Annotated in this window: 13 protein-coding genes and 1 pseudogene; 7 read left to right on the top strand and 7 right to left on the bottom strand. The window is 55.2% G+C overall.

Features of this window, described 5'->3' with window-relative positions:
• Nucleotides 1–103: 103 nt before the first annotated feature.
• The 6 genes from AWJ19_RS22980 to thiE are packed head-to-tail and all read left to right on the top strand — an operon-like array spanning nucleotide 104 to nucleotide 5021.
• Nucleotides 104–859 carry an ABC transporter ATP-binding protein gene (locus AWJ19_RS22980; protein WP_068727374.1) on the top strand — a complete coding sequence of 252 codons (756 nt, stop codon included), beginning with the start codon at nucleotides 104–106 and terminating at the stop codon, nucleotides 857–859.
• Nucleotides 840–1616, top strand: a complete 777-nt coding sequence (locus AWJ19_RS22985) for an ABC transporter permease (protein WP_068727376.1) — start codon at nucleotides 840–842, stop codon at nucleotides 1614–1616. Before AWJ19_RS22980 ends, AWJ19_RS22985 begins: the two co-directional genes overlap by 20 nt.
• Entirely contained in the window at nucleotides 1613–2671 is a 1059-nt protein-coding gene (locus AWJ19_RS22990; protein ID WP_068727378.1) for an ABC transporter substrate-binding protein, read from the top strand. Before AWJ19_RS22985 ends, AWJ19_RS22990 begins: the two co-directional genes overlap by 4 nt.
• A 34-nt stretch (nucleotides 2672–2705) precedes the next feature.
• Nucleotides 2706–3509: a hydroxyethylthiazole kinase gene (gene thiM / locus AWJ19_RS22995; RefSeq protein WP_347231146.1), complete on the top strand. Its 804-nt coding sequence runs from the start codon at nucleotides 2706–2708 to the stop codon at nucleotides 3507–3509.
• 29 nt (nucleotides 3510–3538) lie between these two features.
• Nucleotides 3539–4363, top strand: a complete 825-nt coding sequence (thiD, locus tag AWJ19_RS23000) for a bifunctional hydroxymethylpyrimidine kinase/phosphomethylpyrimidine kinase (RefSeq protein WP_068727381.1) — start codon at nucleotides 3539–3541, stop codon at nucleotides 4361–4363.
• Complete coding sequence (gene thiE, locus AWJ19_RS23005) at nucleotides 4356–5021, top strand: thiamine phosphate synthase (RefSeq protein ID WP_068727383.1); 666 nt, start codon at nucleotides 4356–4358, stop codon at nucleotides 5019–5021. Before thiD ends, thiE begins: the two co-directional genes overlap by 8 nt.
• A gap of 67 nt (nucleotides 5022–5088) precedes the next feature.
• Here thiE and AWJ19_RS23010 read toward each other — a convergent pair.
• Nucleotides 5089–5648 (bottom strand): annotated as a pseudogene (locus AWJ19_RS23010) (GNAT family N-acetyltransferase).
• A gap of 116 nt (nucleotides 5649–5764) precedes the next feature.
• On the opposite strand from AWJ19_RS23010, the gene AWJ19_RS23015 reads away from it, so the two are divergent.
• Nucleotides 5765–7615 (top strand): ABC transporter ATP-binding protein, encoded by a 1851-nt coding sequence (locus AWJ19_RS23015; protein ID WP_068727385.1) that lies wholly within the window; start codon nucleotides 5765–5767, stop codon nucleotides 7613–7615.
• 90 nt (nucleotides 7616–7705) lie between these two features.
• Here the strand turns inward: AWJ19_RS23015 and AWJ19_RS23020 are convergent, their stop codons facing one another.
• From AWJ19_RS23020 to AWJ19_RS23045, 6 genes are all read right to left on the bottom strand, one after another.
• Complete coding sequence (locus AWJ19_RS23020; RefSeq protein ID WP_068727387.1) at nucleotides 7706–8401, bottom strand: pseudouridine synthase; 696 nt, start codon at nucleotides 8399–8401, stop codon at nucleotides 7706–7708.
• A 9-nt stretch (nucleotides 8402–8410) separates the two neighbouring features.
• The gene (locus tag AWJ19_RS23025; RefSeq protein WP_082708084.1) at nucleotides 8411–8584 is read right to left on the bottom strand and encodes a DUF3934 family protein; all 174 of its coding nucleotides are present in this window, start codon (nucleotides 8582–8584) and stop codon (nucleotides 8411–8413) included.
• 124 nt (nucleotides 8585–8708) lie between these two features.
• Entirely contained in the window at nucleotides 8709–9794 is a 1086-nt protein-coding gene (gene asd, locus AWJ19_RS23030; RefSeq protein WP_082708075.1) for an aspartate-semialdehyde dehydrogenase, read from the bottom strand.
• Between the two features lie 286 nt (nucleotides 9795–10080).
• Complete coding sequence (locus tag AWJ19_RS23035) at nucleotides 10081–11292, bottom strand: VWA domain-containing protein (RefSeq protein WP_068727390.1); 1212 nt, start codon at nucleotides 11290–11292, stop codon at nucleotides 10081–10083.
• A complete protein-coding gene (locus tag AWJ19_RS23040) occupies nucleotides 11293–13638 on the bottom strand; it encodes a DUF5682 family protein (RefSeq protein WP_068727392.1) in 2346 nt (781 codons plus the stop codon).
• Nucleotides 13635–14738: an AAA family ATPase gene (locus AWJ19_RS23045; protein ID WP_068727394.1), complete on the bottom strand. Its 1104-nt coding sequence runs from the start codon at nucleotides 14736–14738 to the stop codon at nucleotides 13635–13637. Before AWJ19_RS23045 ends, AWJ19_RS23040 begins: the two co-directional genes overlap by 4 nt.
• Nucleotides 14739–14928: the final 190 nt, after the last annotated feature.

Raw genomic sequence — 14928 nt, forward strand, 5'->3', positions numbered from 1 at the left:
GCCGACAGACTGTATCTTTCAGACCTCTTTATTTCCTCCGGAAATGAAGAGGTCTTTTTGTGTTCAATGTCTTTCGTAATTCAAGGAGGTAAAGTAGACTGCTATGCTCTCGATTACTAATCTTAGCTATTCCTATGGCGCCGGGTCAGGCGGGCCTGTTATCCAAGGACTCTCCATGAACGTACAGCAGGGAGAATTCATTTCCCTGGTCGGAGCCAGCGGCTGCGGTAAAAGCACCCTGCTGCGCATCATCGCCGGTCTGCTCGAACCTTCAGGCGGGGACATTTCATTCGGCGGCAGACCTTCAACCGGCAGTACCCGGCTTGGAAAGATCGGATATATGCCGCAGCAGGATCTGCTGCTGCCGTGGAGAACCGTGCTGGACAATTGCCTGCTGGCGTGGGAGCTGAAGCGGAGCGGCAGCAAAGAGGCTGCCGTGCAGCAGATCCTCAGCCTGCTGCACAGTCTCGGCCTTGCCGGCACGGAGAATGCTTATCCGGAGGAGCTGTCCGGCGGCATGCGCCAGCGGATTGCCCTTGCCCGGACACTGTCCGCGGGGAGTGAGCTGCTGCTGCTTGATGAGCCTTTCGGAGCGCTTGATGCCCTGACCAAGCGCGGACTGCACCGCTTGCTGCTGCAGCTGTGGAGCAGCCTGGGCCGGACAGTGCTGTTCATCACCCATGATCTGGAGGAGGCACTGCTGCTCAGTGACCGGATCTGCCTCATGCATGGCGGGAGCATGCAGGAGATTGCTGTGCCGCTGCCGCGGCCAAGGCACGGGGAGCTAATCTATCAGCCGCAGTTTATGCAGCTGCGGGAAGAGCTGGAGCGGAGGCTGTATGAGAGCATTGCACATTAAACGGCTTCTTCACGCCTATGCCCCTGCCGCCCTGCTGGTGCTGGTGATCATCGCGGTCTGGGAAGGTGGTGTGCGGTTTGGTAAGGTTCCTGCGTTCATCCTGCCCGCGCCTTCCGCGGTCTGGGCCGCACTGCTGGAACACCGGACTTTGCTGCTAAGTGTGCATTTGCCGGCCACCTTGCAGGAAATCCTGCTCGGGTTCCTGTTATCTGCAGGCTGCGGCACCCTGCTCGGACTGGGGATGCATCTGTTCCGGCCGCTGGCCAAAGCGGTGTATCCGCTGCTGATTGTCAGCCAGACCATTCCGCTGATTGCGCTCTCCCCCATCCTGATTATGTGGTTCGGCTATTCACTCGGGGGCAAAATTGCCGTTGTTTTTCTGACCGCATTCTTTCCGGTAGTAGTTGGTACTTACGACGGACTGTATAAAAGCGGGGAGCAATACAAGGAGCTCCTGCTGACTCTTGGTGCCAGCCGCCGGCAGCTGCTGGTCAAAACGCAGATCCCGCTGGCGTTGCCCGCCTATTTCTCCGGCCTGAAGCTGTCGATTGTCTATTGCGTCATTGGAGCCACCATCGGCGAATGGCTTGGAGGCAACCGGGGTCTCGGCTATTACAGCCGCCGGATGGTCGGCAATCTGCACAGCGCAGAGCTGTTCGCCGCTGTCTTCCTGCTCTCTGTTCTAGGAGTCCTGCTGTTCCTGAGTGTCTGCGCTGCTGAACAAATTCTTGTAAAGAAAAGAGGTTTACGACGATGAGCCCTAATCCCATCTGTAACAAATCATCTAAAAGAAATCTGCGCGTAAGAGCCGCACTGCTGGTCCTGACCGGCCTGCTTGCTGTAATCAGCGGCTGCAGCGGGTCAAATGCAGCCGATCCCTCCACGGATGCTGCCTCAGGCAATGCCAACGGAAAGCTGCACAAGATGACAGTCATGCTGGACTGGTATCCGAATGCTGTGCATTCTTTTCTGTATGCTGCTCAAGAAAAGGGTTATTTTGCCGAGGAAGGACTTGAGGTTGTGCTGCAAATGCCTGCCGACAGCAACGATGCCCTGAAGCTGGCCGCCGCAGGCAAGGTTGATCTTGCCCTCAGCTATCAGCCCCAGGTGCTAATGGCCCGTTCAGAGGAAATTCCCGTTGTATCCATCGCCGCGCTTGTGCGTCATCCGCTCAATCATCTGCTTGTTCCGGCAGACAGCGGCATCAAGAGTCCCAAGGAGCTTTCCGGTAAAACCGCAGGTTACTCCTCCATTCCGCTCTATGAAGCTATGCTGCGGACCATGGTGGAGCATGACGGCGGTGATCCGCAGTCGGTATCGATGGTCGATGTCGGCTTTGACCTGATTCCTGCCATTACTGCAGGCCGTGTTGACGCCATTATCGGCGGCTTCATCAATCACGAGCAGCTGATACTCGACAAGGAGAACCATCCTGTTACTTCCATCGACCCTACAGCCTTCGGAGTGCCTGACTATTACGAGCTGGTGCTGGTTGCCGGTGAGCAGGGGCTTCAGGAATCCAGGGACTACTACAGCAAATTCATGAATGCGGCCCGCAAAGGGCAGCAGTTTGTGCAGGACCACCCGAAGGAAGCTTTGGATATTTTGCTGGCTCATGAGGACAGCACGGCCCCGCTCGACCCGCAGATCGAGAGCCAGAGCCTGGACATCTTGCTGCCGCTGATGGATGCAGGAGACAAGCCTTTTGGATACCAGACATCAGAGTCGTGGAACCGGGTCACAGACTGGCTATCCGGAAGCGGGCTGCTGTCAGGCGAAACGAAAAGCGATGAGGCCTTTGTTAATTTGTGAGCTTTACCATTTTATACTCTAATTCTCAGGAGGAATAATCATGTCCTATTTAGCCAAGGTACGCGAGCTTAATCCGCTCGTACATAACATTACTAACATCGTGGTGGCCAACTTCTCCGCCAACGGGCTGCTGGCGCTGGGTGCCTCCCCTTTTATGGCCGATGCGCGCGAAGAGGTTGCGGATGTTGCCGCCATGTCCGGAGCAGTGGTGCTGAATATCGGCACCTTGAACGAACAGGCCATCAACTCCATGATCCTCGCCGGACAGTCCGCCAACACGCACGGCGTACCGCTGGTGCTTGATCCGGTGGGCGCCGGTGCGACTGCTTACCGCAGCGAGGTCACACAAAAGCTGGTGCAGTCCATGCAGCTGACCGCGCTGCGCGGGAATGTGGCCGAGGTGGCCAATGTAGCCGGTGAAAGCTGGGCCAGCAAGGGTGTGGATGCCGGTGCAGGCGAAGGCGATGTACTTGCACTGGCCAAAAAGGCTGCCAAAAAGCTCGGCTGTGTAGTCATCGTTACCGGCCGGGAGGATGTCATTACCGACGGCAGACGCACCTTTGTCGCCAGCAACGGCCATCCGGTTCTGACCAAGGTAACCGGAACCGGGTGCCTGCTTAGTGCAGTGACCGGTGCATTTCTTGCCGCGAGCGAAGGCGCATGGCTGGAAGCGGCAGCAGAAGCGATATCCTTTTACGGCGTCGCTGCTGAGATCGCCGCAGAGCGGACTGAAGGCCAGGGGCCGGGAGCATTCCAGATTGAATTTCTGAACCAGCTGTCAGCAGTGACCCCGGAAATCTACAGCCAAAGATCGCGGATCGAACAGCTTCACAACTAACAACCTGCAGGCAAAAAGGAGAATGCGGTATGACCAAAGTAGTAAAAGCACTTACCATTGCCGGTTCGGACAGCGGCGGCGGTGCCGGCATCCAGGCTGACCTCAAGACCTTTCAGGAGCTGGGCGTGTACGGCATGTCGGCACTCACTGCAGTCACGGCACAGAATACGCTGGGCGTTCAGGCTGTCTATCCCCTGACGGAGGAGGCTGTGGCCGCCCAGCTCGACTCCGTTGGAGCTGATTTGCAGCCGGATGCCGTGAAGACGGGCATGCTCTTCAGCAGTGCAATCATAAGTACCACAGCCGCCAAGATCAGGGAATACGGCTGGGAACGGCTTGTAGTCGATCCGGTGATGGTCGCCAAGGGCGGCTCTCCTCTCCTGCTGCAGGAGGCGGTGGCTGCACTAGTCAATCAACTGCTGCCGCTGTCTCTGGTCGTCACCCCCAATATTCCCGAAGCTGAAATATTAACCGGCATGACCATCACCGGGCTCCAAGAGCGTGAACAGGCTGCCAGGCTGATTCGCTCGATGGGCCCAAGGTATGTTGTGCTCAAGGGTGGCCATGATGACGGAACGGACGGTGTGCGGGATCTTATCTATGACGGGCAGGCTTTTACTTACCTGGACAGCACGCGTATAGATACCAGACATACCCACGGCACCGGCTGTACCTTCTCGGCAGCCATTACCGCCGGACTTGCTGCAGGAGATCATGTTAATGAGGCTATACAGACAGCCAAAGCTTTTATTCACGCGGCCATAGAACACAGCCTTGGGATCGGCAGCGGCCATGGTCCGACCAACCATTTTGCGTACCGGCGCAGTCAAAGAGAGGGGCAGCAGAATGCTTAGCCGCAGCGAACATATCAGGGAATTGCTGAAGCTGTATTTTATAATGGGCAGTGTGAATTGCCGCCTGTCTCCGGCCGACACACTGCTGCAGGCGGTTAACGGCGGCATTACCCTGTTCCAGTTCCGGGAAAAGGGTCCCGGTGCGCTGGGCGGCGCTGCAGCTGTTGATCTGGCCCGCCAGCTCCAGGCCATCTGCCGGTCGTACGGCATCCCTTTTATCGTCAACGACGATATCGGGCTTGCTGAAATGCTGGATGCCGACGGTGTCCATGTCGGCCAGGAGGATGAGCCGGCCGCTGCCATCCGCCGCAGGCTCGGTGCTGACAAGATCGTCGGCGTATCGGCGCATACGCTGGAAGAAGCACAGCAGGCGATAGCGGATGGTGCAGATTATCTCGGCGTAGGCCCGGTTTACCCCACCTCCTCCAAGGAGGATGCCAGAGCAGTACAGGGAACGCAAGTGATCGAACAGCTAAGACGCAGCGGGCTCAGCATACCGCTGGTGGGGATCGGCGGTATTACTGCAGACAATGTGACACCTGTGATACGCGCAGGTGCGGATGGAATATCGGTGATCTCAGCGGTTGCGCAAGCCCCGGATATCACCGGCGCAGCAAGGCATCTGCTGCACAAGGTCATCACAAGCAGCAGGACTTAAAAAAACAAACAGGGCGGGCAGCATCTCCGGATGCGCCCGCCCTGTTTTGAAAGAAAGAATATTGCTGTTATGCTTCATCCGTCAACGAATTAATAAATCTGCCCATAACCAGCGTGTTATAATATGTACCGTCTGCCAGCAGCTTGTCTTTTTTGAGGATCCCCTCGGTTTCGAATCCGAACCTGCGGTAGAGCGAGATAGCCTATTGGTCTCCAGCACCGTCAGCCCAATCTTGACGATCCCGTGGCTGTCCGCCCAGGAAGTGGCCTGCTGCAGCAGACTGTAGCCGATTCCGTATCCCCAAAACACCCGCAGAATGCAAATTCCGAATTCCACCTTATGCGCATTCCTGGACAGCACGCTTCCCTCGCATCTGGCGAATCCGGCGATCCTTCCCTCTACTTCCGCCACAAGAAACAAATTTCTGGACGCTTCCGTATCCTTGCGGATAATCTCTTCAAAGCCTTCCGGACTGATGAAGCCTTCACCCTGACGCCGCTCCATATTCTCTGTTTCCCCGTCAATCTGCAGCCTTACTGCGGACAGCTCCGCGGCATCCTCACGGACAGCTGATCTGATCATATAAAAGATTCCGTTCCGTTCAACCTGCCGATGACCAATGATCATAAGATATGTGCCCCCTTTTTCTGGCGAATGTTAATTATAGCATTTACCACCTCCCCTTTCAGGTGTAAAATTACCCGGACCTCTCTATTAAATTCAAGCAAAGCTGGTGAGCATAAATGGCTAGAAATTTCAGTCCCGGCGGGTTCGGCGGAGGACCGGGGCACGGAAAATTCAAATTCGATGACAGTACCGGCAAACCGGATATTTCCCGGGCGCTGCTGCTGCGGATCAGCAAATATTTTCTCCCCTACTGGAAGCAGACACTCGTTGTGGTGCTTGTATTATCCGTATCTGCGGTGCTGGGACTGCTGCCACCGATTCTGATTCAGCAGATTATCGACCATGCGCTGCCGGATAAAAATTTGCGTCTGCTTGCTCTGCTTGTCCTGGCTTCGCTGGGCACCACTGTTATCTCCGGTCTGCTGGGAGTATTGCAGAATTATTTGAATTCTTTTATCTCCCTGAACATTGTGCATGATATGAAAAACCAGATGTACCGCCATCTTCAGCAGATGCCTCTGCAGTTCTTCTCGGAAGTGAAGCAGGGAGAGGTGATTACCAGAATGACCAGTGACATCACCGGAGTGCAGAGCGTGTTCAACAACACAATCGTCAATTTTGCGAGCAACCTGTTTATTCTCGTCTCCACCGCAGGAGCGCTGTTCATTATGAACTGGAAGCTGGCTTTGCTCGGCATTCTTGTCGTACCGCTGTTTATCGTGCCAACCCGCAAAATGGGCAATGTACGCTGGAAGCTGGCCAGAGAGACGCAGGAAAAGGTCTCGGAGCAGAACCGGATTATCCAGGAGACGATGAGCATCAGCGGCTATCTTTTGATGAAGCTTTTTACGAGAGAGTCTGCTGAATACAGAACCTTCACAACAATTAACGCAGAAGCTACACGCCTGCAAATCCGCGAATCGATGGCCGGCCGCTGGTTCATTATGTTCCTCTCCACATTTACGAGTATCGGCCCGATGCTGATCTACCTGTACGGCGGCATTCTTTTTATTCAGGGAGAGCTGACCATTGGTACCATCATCACCTTCGTTGCGCTGCTCGGCAGATTGTACGGGCCTGTCATGCAAATGACGAATTTATATGTGGATATCAAGCGGTCTGTGGCGCTGTTTGAGCGGATTTTTGATTATTTTGATATGGAACCTGTCATTACAGATCAGCCGGAAGCAACAGCAATCAATGCCGCCGGAAAAAACATTTTGTTCGACAATGTTCATTTCGCTTATCAGCCGGATAAGCCTGCACTGCGCGGGATCAGCTTTACTGCTGCCGCAGGCACCGTAACTGCACTCGTCGGACCAAGCGGAGCAGGCAAAACAACCATTACCAGCCTGATCCCCAGGCTCTATGAGATACAATCCGGCACCATCAGCATCGGCGGTACAAGCATCCGCGAATTCACACTGGAGTCACTCCGCTCCCAGATTGGTCTGGTGACCCAGGACACCTACCTGTTCAACGGCACGATCCGGGAAAATCTGCTGTACGCCCGTCCCGGTGCGGCCGAAGCGGAGATGATTGAAGCCTGCCGTGCTGCGTATATTCATGATTTTATTATGGGGCTGCCGGAGCAATATGAGACCATCGTCGGCAACCGCGGAATCAAGCTCTCAGGCGGGGAACAGCAGCGGCTTTCGATTGCCCGTGTGCTTTTGAAGAATCCGCCGGTCATTATTATGGATGAAGCCACTTCTTCTCTTGATACCGTCTCGGAATACTACATTCAGCAGGCCATGCATTCCCTTTTAGCGAACAAAACAGGGATTGTCATCGCCCACAGGCTTTCCACGATTGTAGCTGCCGATCAGATTCTGGTGATTAAGGATGGAATGATCGCTGAAAAAGGTACGCATGACCAGCTTCTCCAACAAAACGGGGTGTATAAAGCTTTGTACGATAAGCAGTTTGAGCCGAAAGTGTTCTCAGACCCTCCTGTTGCTGAATAACGCTATTTTGTTGTATAAAAAAACCGTATCCTGCCGCTATTACAGCCGGGGTACGGTTTTCACTTTTGCGCAAAATGGTTCATCCGATTGTCATCCGTTCAGCGTCTCCATCAGCCTGTCCAGCTCCTCCCCGGTCAGATGCCGCCACGCTCCTCTTTCCAGGCCGTCCAGTGTAATATTCATAATCCGGGTCCGTTCCAGACGGAGTACTCTTTGACCCAGCTCCTTGCACATCCGGCGGATTTGCAGATTAAGCCCCTGGGTAAGTATAATCCCGAACTCCTGCTCTGCTATCGGATAGGTAATACAAGGCTTCGTGACGGTGCCGAGAATGGCGACACCGGCGGACATGGCCTCCAGGAATGCTTCGGTCACCGGCTTGTCCACGGTTACATGGTATTCCTTCTCATGCTGATTTTCCGAACGCATCATTTTGTTAACAATATCACCGTCGTTCGTGAGCAGAATCAGACCCTCCGAGTGTTTGTCGAGCCGTCCCACAGCAAAGATGCGGGAAGGATAGTTAATATAATCAATGATGTTGCCCTCAACCCCGTGCGCAGCTGTGCAGGTAATGCCAACCGGCTTGTTCAGGGCTAGATAAACTTGTTCCTGTGCATTCAAGCTGACCGGGCTGCCGTCAACAGCGACCAGATCATCCGGCTCCAAAAGGGTATTTTTGCCGCAGACCTCACCGTTAACGGTTATCCGGCCGGCTGCAAGCAGTCTGGCCGTTTCCCGGCGCGGGTAAATGCCGGTCTTGCTCATGTATTTGTCGATTCTCATCTCCAGATCCTATTTACTGCCGCCCTTTTTATTATCACTGCCGGCTTTACCTGCACCTTTCGGCCCCTGGCTGCCTGCCGGTCCTTTTTTCGGCTTCACCGGCTTGGCTGTTTTATTCCAGCGGGTCCAGCCCTTGCTGCCGGTTCCTCTGCCTGTGCCGCCGCCTTTACTTTTTGCCACAATATCACTCCGTCTTTTGTTCAGTTTCTTTGCAATCCAACCTATCTTACCATTATTAAGCATGGCCTGTCAGGTAAATACACAAACAGCCTGCCGGAACCAGTCCGGCAGGCTGTACATAACGATATTATTTCGGCTGGATATAGCCTTCTGCTTTCAGCAGCTCTGCGATCAGCACTGCACCGCCGGCGGCGCCGCGTACAGTGTTGTGGGAGAGGCTGACGAATTTGTAATCATACAGCGAATCTTCACGCAGTCTGCCTGCAGACACGCCCATGCCGTTCTCGATGTCGCGGTCGAGCTTGGTCTGAGGACGGTTTTCTTCTTCGAAATAAGTGATGAACTGCTTAGGTGCGCTTGGCAGCTCCAGCTCCTGCGGACGTCCCTTGAAGCTGTTCCAGCGTTCCAGAATCTCTTCCTTGGACGGCTTCTGCTCAAAGGACGCGAACACTGCAGCCAGATGCCCATCAGCTACCGGCACACGGATACACTGGCTGGTAATGACAGGCTGTTCGCTTTTAACGATACCTTTTTCTGATACCTCGCCCCAGATCCGCAGCGGCTCCTGCTCGCTCTTCTCTTCTTCGCCGCCGATGTACGGAATGACGTTGTCGAGCATCTCCGGCCAGTCGGTAAAGGTTTTACCCGCTCCGGAAATAGCCTGATACGTGGTCACTACAACCTTGGACGGCTTAAATTCCTTGAGGGCATTCAGTGCCGGCATGTAACTCTGGATAGAACAATTCGGCTTAACGGCGATAAAGCCCGTTTCTGTACCCAGACGTTTGCGCTGCTGAGCGATAACCGCCAGATGCTCCGGATTAATCTCAGGGATAACCATCGGAACATCCGGTGTCCAGCGGTGTGCAGAGTTATTGGAAATGACAGGCGTTCCTGTCTTGGCGTAGGCTTCTTCTAGCGCCTTGATTTCATCTTTTTTCATATCTACAGCACAGAAAATCAGATCGACATCTGCAGCCACTTCTTCTACATTAGAGGCATCTTGAACCATTATGCCTTTTACTGCTTCAGGCATAGGTGTAGCCAGTTTCCATCTGCCTTTTACCGATTCCTCGTACGTTTTACCGGCCGAATTCCGGCTTGCAGCAATAACGGTTACCTGAAACCATGGATGATTCTCAAGTAGTGCAATAAAACGCTGACCCACCATACCGGTACCGCCAACGATACCCGCTCTTAATTTACTTGACATAAGGGATTCATTTCCTTTCAAGCAGCTCCTATTGTTAGGTGCTTTTTAATAACCGATTATAAATGATATACGCAGCTTACACAATATGTGATTGAAAAGTAAGTACTGGATAAAATAAAACGTTCAGCGGCTGGATGTACTCGTAACCGTCTGCGGCTAAACTGGATATACTCTAATCCGGCGACCCATAATCCCTGATTCTTCTAAACCATAAAAGCTCCGCCCTTGTGTTAAAGGAGCAGAGCCTTTCATTATAATGCCTGAGTTAATCAAATATCCGCTAAAATTATTGGGCACCCAGCCGCTTCGCCAGTTCCCCAAGATCCTGGCCCTTCAGCGCTCCTTCAACCAGTGCCGGCAGCAGTGCCGGTGTACAGGCAAAGCAAGGTGTTCCATCCCTGGACAGCTGCCTTGCAAGCCTTTCGTCATAAGAGGGCTTGCCGGAATCGGACAAGGCCAGCAGCGTCATTGTGCGGACACCGGACTCCCGGAGCTCCCGCATACGCCGTACGAGCGCTGCCTGATTACCGTTCTCGTACAGGTCAGAGACGATGATAAACAGCGTTTTTTTGGGTTCTTCGATAAACTGCTCACAGTATTTAACGGATTTGTTAATGTCCGTCCCCCCGCCGAGCTGAATACCAAACAGCATATCAACCGGATCATTCGCACATTGCTCAGACAGGTCTACGACCTCAGTATCAAAGACAACTACTCTGGTGTTCAAGGCCGGGATACTGGCAAAAATCGAGCCGATCACCGAAGCCCAGATGACCGAATCCGCCATCGAGCCGCTCTGGTCAATATCTACGATTACCGTCCATTCCTTGCTGCGGCGGGCCCGGTCAAAGTAATAAAAACGCTCAGGAATGATAATCCGCCGTTCCTGGTCATAATGCTTGAGATTGCGCTGAATCGTCAGCTTCCAGTCCAGACCGCTGAGCGACGGCAGAGGGGAATGCTGGCGTTTGTTCAGCGCGCCTGTGACCGCACGCCGGATATCTGTCTCCAGCAGCTTGACGAGATCATCAACCAGCGCCTTAACCAGCATCCGCGCCGTCTCCTTCGTCTTCTCAGGGATTTTGCCCTTCAGCGAGAGCAGGGTTCCCACCAGCTGAATGTCAGGCTTGACCGCTGCCAGCAGCTCGGGCTCAAACAGCAGCTGCTTCCAGCCTTTACGCTCCATGGCATCGCTCTGGATAATCGAGACTACATCTTCCGGAAAGAAGCTGCGCACGTCGCCCAGCCATTTAGACAGGTTCAGGGAACCGTGCCCGGAGCCTGCGCCCTTGCCCCTGTTGCTGGCTGCCTTCCCTGAGGTCCCGCCGGCTCCGGTCTCATCATAGATGGCGGCCAGGGCAGCATCCATTACCCGCTCTTCATCCGTCAGCGACAGCTGACCGCCTTCCCCGTATCCGGACAGCGCCGCATCCGCCTCCTGGCCGAGAATCAGCCGCCAGCGGGTCAGTGTGTGTTCCTCTATATGTTCATTCGTCATCTAAAAGTCACCGAAGTCAAAATCATTCAGCTCATCCAGCATTTTGGCTTCCTCCTCCTTCAGCTCACCGGTCAGAACCTCTGCCGCCTGCTCGCTGTTTACACCCCACAGCTCGCCCAGCAGCTCGGAAATCATCGTCTTCTCGCGCGGGGAGAACGTACTGAACGCTCTGCGGAGAAAGACCAGTGCCCGCTTGAATTGGTCGTCATCCAGCGCATTGATATAATCATTCAGCTGCTCCCACAGGCTCATCCGTGACAGCAGGCCGTAATGCCCGCGCATCGACAGGCCCTCGAACCAGCCGGCGCCCAGATCAGCCGGTATGCCCGGGGACAAGCGGCGCGAAACTTCAGCCGCAAGCTCCCCGGCCGAGACGCTGCCGCGCTCCAGCAGAATCGCGCAGGCATAACCGGACAGGCGAGGATTGCGGTCGTCGCGCTCAGCGAGCTGCTGCAGCTCCTGCAGCCATTGCCCGTCATCCAGCTTGTCGCCATGCTCAAGCGAGATCCCGTTCAGTTCGTTCATTGCCGTCAGCATTGCGCCGGCCGCCTCGTCGTTCACGCTGCTGGCGTCCAGCAGGAACAGGCAGCCCCTGTTGAACAGTTCCTCAAGCAGAGGCAGAAGCGGTGCAGTATCGACTTTGCGGATATCCCCGAAGCTCAGGATCGTTGACAGCTCACGGGCAGCAGCAGCCATTCCGACCACATCCCGGCTGAGGGCAGCCAGATTCTGCAGCACCCGGGTACCTTCCTCCATCTGGGCCGTCATGGCGCACTGGCAGGCAATCCGGATCAGAACCGAAGCTTCGGCGATTGACCGGCATTCCTGCAGCTTCTCGCGCAGCACATAGGCTGCTGCCACTTCAACGGTCTCACCCAGCAGTGTCGATTCGACCACCTGAATTTCCACCTCGGGTGACCACTGGATGACCCAATGCTCCGCCCAGGTCGCACTGTCCTGTCCGCTCGGACGGTTCCTGGCAAAGGAAATACCCAGTAAGCTCAGCCGGTGGAACAGGACCGAACGGTTCAGGTCAAGAAAGGCAGCCTGTTCACTGGATACTCTGCGGTTCTCGCGGAGATCAAGCTGCAGGTCGCTGGCGACCGCAGTCTTATATTTCTCCAGCTTATACTGCTTAAGCAGTCGGCCCAGATCATCCTGAATCGGGGTCTGACTGACACCCTCAGGCAAATAGCCGATCGCCGTGCCGACATCTACGCGTGCCAGCGGTTCTGCTATGGCGCCAAGATCTCCATGGCCTAGCAGTGTCTGGGCTGCATCGCGCAGGTCCCGCAGCGCCGGCCTGCTGCCGCCATGCAGGGCAGCCAGCGATTCCGCCAGCCTGACCGCTTCAATGACTTCAGCGGTGGAGCGGTAGGTACCGCCGCTGCGCACATGGCCGGCCACTGCAGAAAGATAGCGGTGCGGCAGCTCCTCAGGCTTGCCGGCAGCCATAGCGTCCCACATCATTTCAAAGTAATGCGGAGCTGCGTTGCCGGCGCCATAACCGGACATGGTAGACAGTTTATAGTACGAGTAAGGCATCAGCGTCAGCTTGGTGCTGCGTGACGGGAGAGCGGCGAGCTCTTCATCACTCATAGGCGGAAGCTCTGCCGCCAGAGCCGAGGCATGATAAGCCCCGCAGATCACTACAATCTTTTCCGGCTTATGCCCTGAAGCAACCGCCTGCTGAATCTGACGCCGCATATAGGCTTCACGCAGCGCATTGTAGGCATACTCCGAAGGCTGCTCCCTTAGCTCCTTCTCCTCTCCCAACTCCCGCATCTGCGCCGAAAAAGCATGAATGGCAGCCTGATATGCCCCACTGCTGTCGTTATGCTCATAATTGCGTTCCCAGTACATGTCGTAATCATATTCGCCGGCAAGCTGGGCAATCCGGCTGTAAACAGATTCTTCATCCTGGACCTCTGCCTCTTCCGGCTCGCCTGCCTGGTCAACGGAAGGCACTGCTTCCGGCCCGGCTGCTCTGCTCCGGTTCATGATGTCCTGCAGGCCGAGGGTTACGGATGACGGAAGATCAATAAAAGCAGCCTCCGCCTTATGCTTCCGCGCCCATTTCATCGCCTGATACTCTGGAGAGTAGACAGCGAACGGCCAGAGCACCGTGCGGACAGGAACCTGATCGGTGAACGCCAGAATGGCCACGGGGGGCCGGGTTGCTCCCTCGGTCAGATGGCGGATTTCATCCGTTGCATCACCGGGACCTTCAATCAGCACCGCTGTAGGCTTGTGCTCATCCAAGAAGTCCAGCAGATGCCTGGCCCCGCCGGGGGACAAATGGCGCACCCCGAAGATACGTACCCCAGCTTCAGCAGCCGCAGTCACTCGTTCATCTCCTTACAGGCCTGGTACAGGCCGCGCCACTCCGTCCCTTTTTTCTTCATCACATTATCAAGATACTCTTTCCAGACCAGCTTATCCTTGTCATCATCCTTCACAATGGCGCCCTGCAGGCCGGCTGCCAGATCACTGTCCGTCAGCTCACCGCTCCCGAAGCTTGCAGCCAGCGCCATACTGTTGGTCAGAAGAGAGATCGCTTCCGCAGTAGAGATCACCCCTGCCGGCGTCTTCACCTTCTCCTTCTTGTCCAGTGTCATCCCGCTGCGCAGCTCGCGGAAAATCGTAACCACTTTGAGGAGCGCGTCATCCGCCGGAACAGCGGCCTGCAGTTCGTAAGAACCCGCGATTTCGGCTACCCGCTTCTTCACAATGGATAGCTCCGTCTCGATATCTGACGGTGCCGGTAGCACAATGATGTTGAACCGCCGTTTCAGGGCAGCGGACATCTCATTGACCCCGCGGTCTCTGGTATTGGCAGTGGCAATAATCGAGAAGCCCTTGCGTGCACTGGTTTCCTTGCCCAGCTCCGGTACGGAAATGGTCTTCTCAGACAGGATGGAGATCAGCGCGTCCTGCACTTCGGAGGCACAGCGTGATATTTCCTCGAAACGGGCGATGCCGCCATCCTCCATGGCCCGCATAATCGGGCTTCTGACCAGCGCCTCCGGAGTCGGCCCGTTTGCCAGGAGCATCGCATAGTTCCAGGAGTAGCGCACCTGCTCCTCGCTGGTTCCTGCTGTTCCCTGAACAACCAGGCCGGAGTTGCCGTAAATCGCCGCCGCCAGGTTCTCGGACAGCCACGATTTGGCCGTACCCGGCTCCCCGATCAGAAGGAGTGCACGGTCCGTCACCAGCGTGGCTACAGCCATTTCGATCAGCCGCGTATTCCCGATATACTTCGGGGTAATCACCTTTTTGCCGGCTTTCCCTCCGGCGATAAAGGTCAGAACCGAACGCGGCGACATCTGCCAGCCGGCCGGGATTTTCCCCGTATCCTCCTTGATCAGCGCTTCAAGCTCCTCGCGGTACAGTACCTCCGCCGGCAGCCGCATGTAGTCCTGAAGCTGCTCTTGTCCAGTTGACATGTACACCTCTCCTTTGAGTAATATCATGTATCTTTCCTTGGTGTCCTGGCAATTTCTCAAGCTCTTCCTGCTGTTAGTGTGCTTCGTCCAACTAAGTGGAAATTCGCCACTTAATTCTTCTGCGAATAACGTTATTGAATTTCTAGTTGGAAAAACGCCACTTAATTTCCCACAAACCAGGCCTGAAAGG

The sequence above is a fragment of the Paenibacillus sp. DMB5 genome (assembly GCF_001517085.1).
In the GTDB taxonomy this organism is placed as follows: Bacteria; Bacillota; Bacilli; order Paenibacillales; family Paenibacillaceae; genus Paenibacillus_AQ.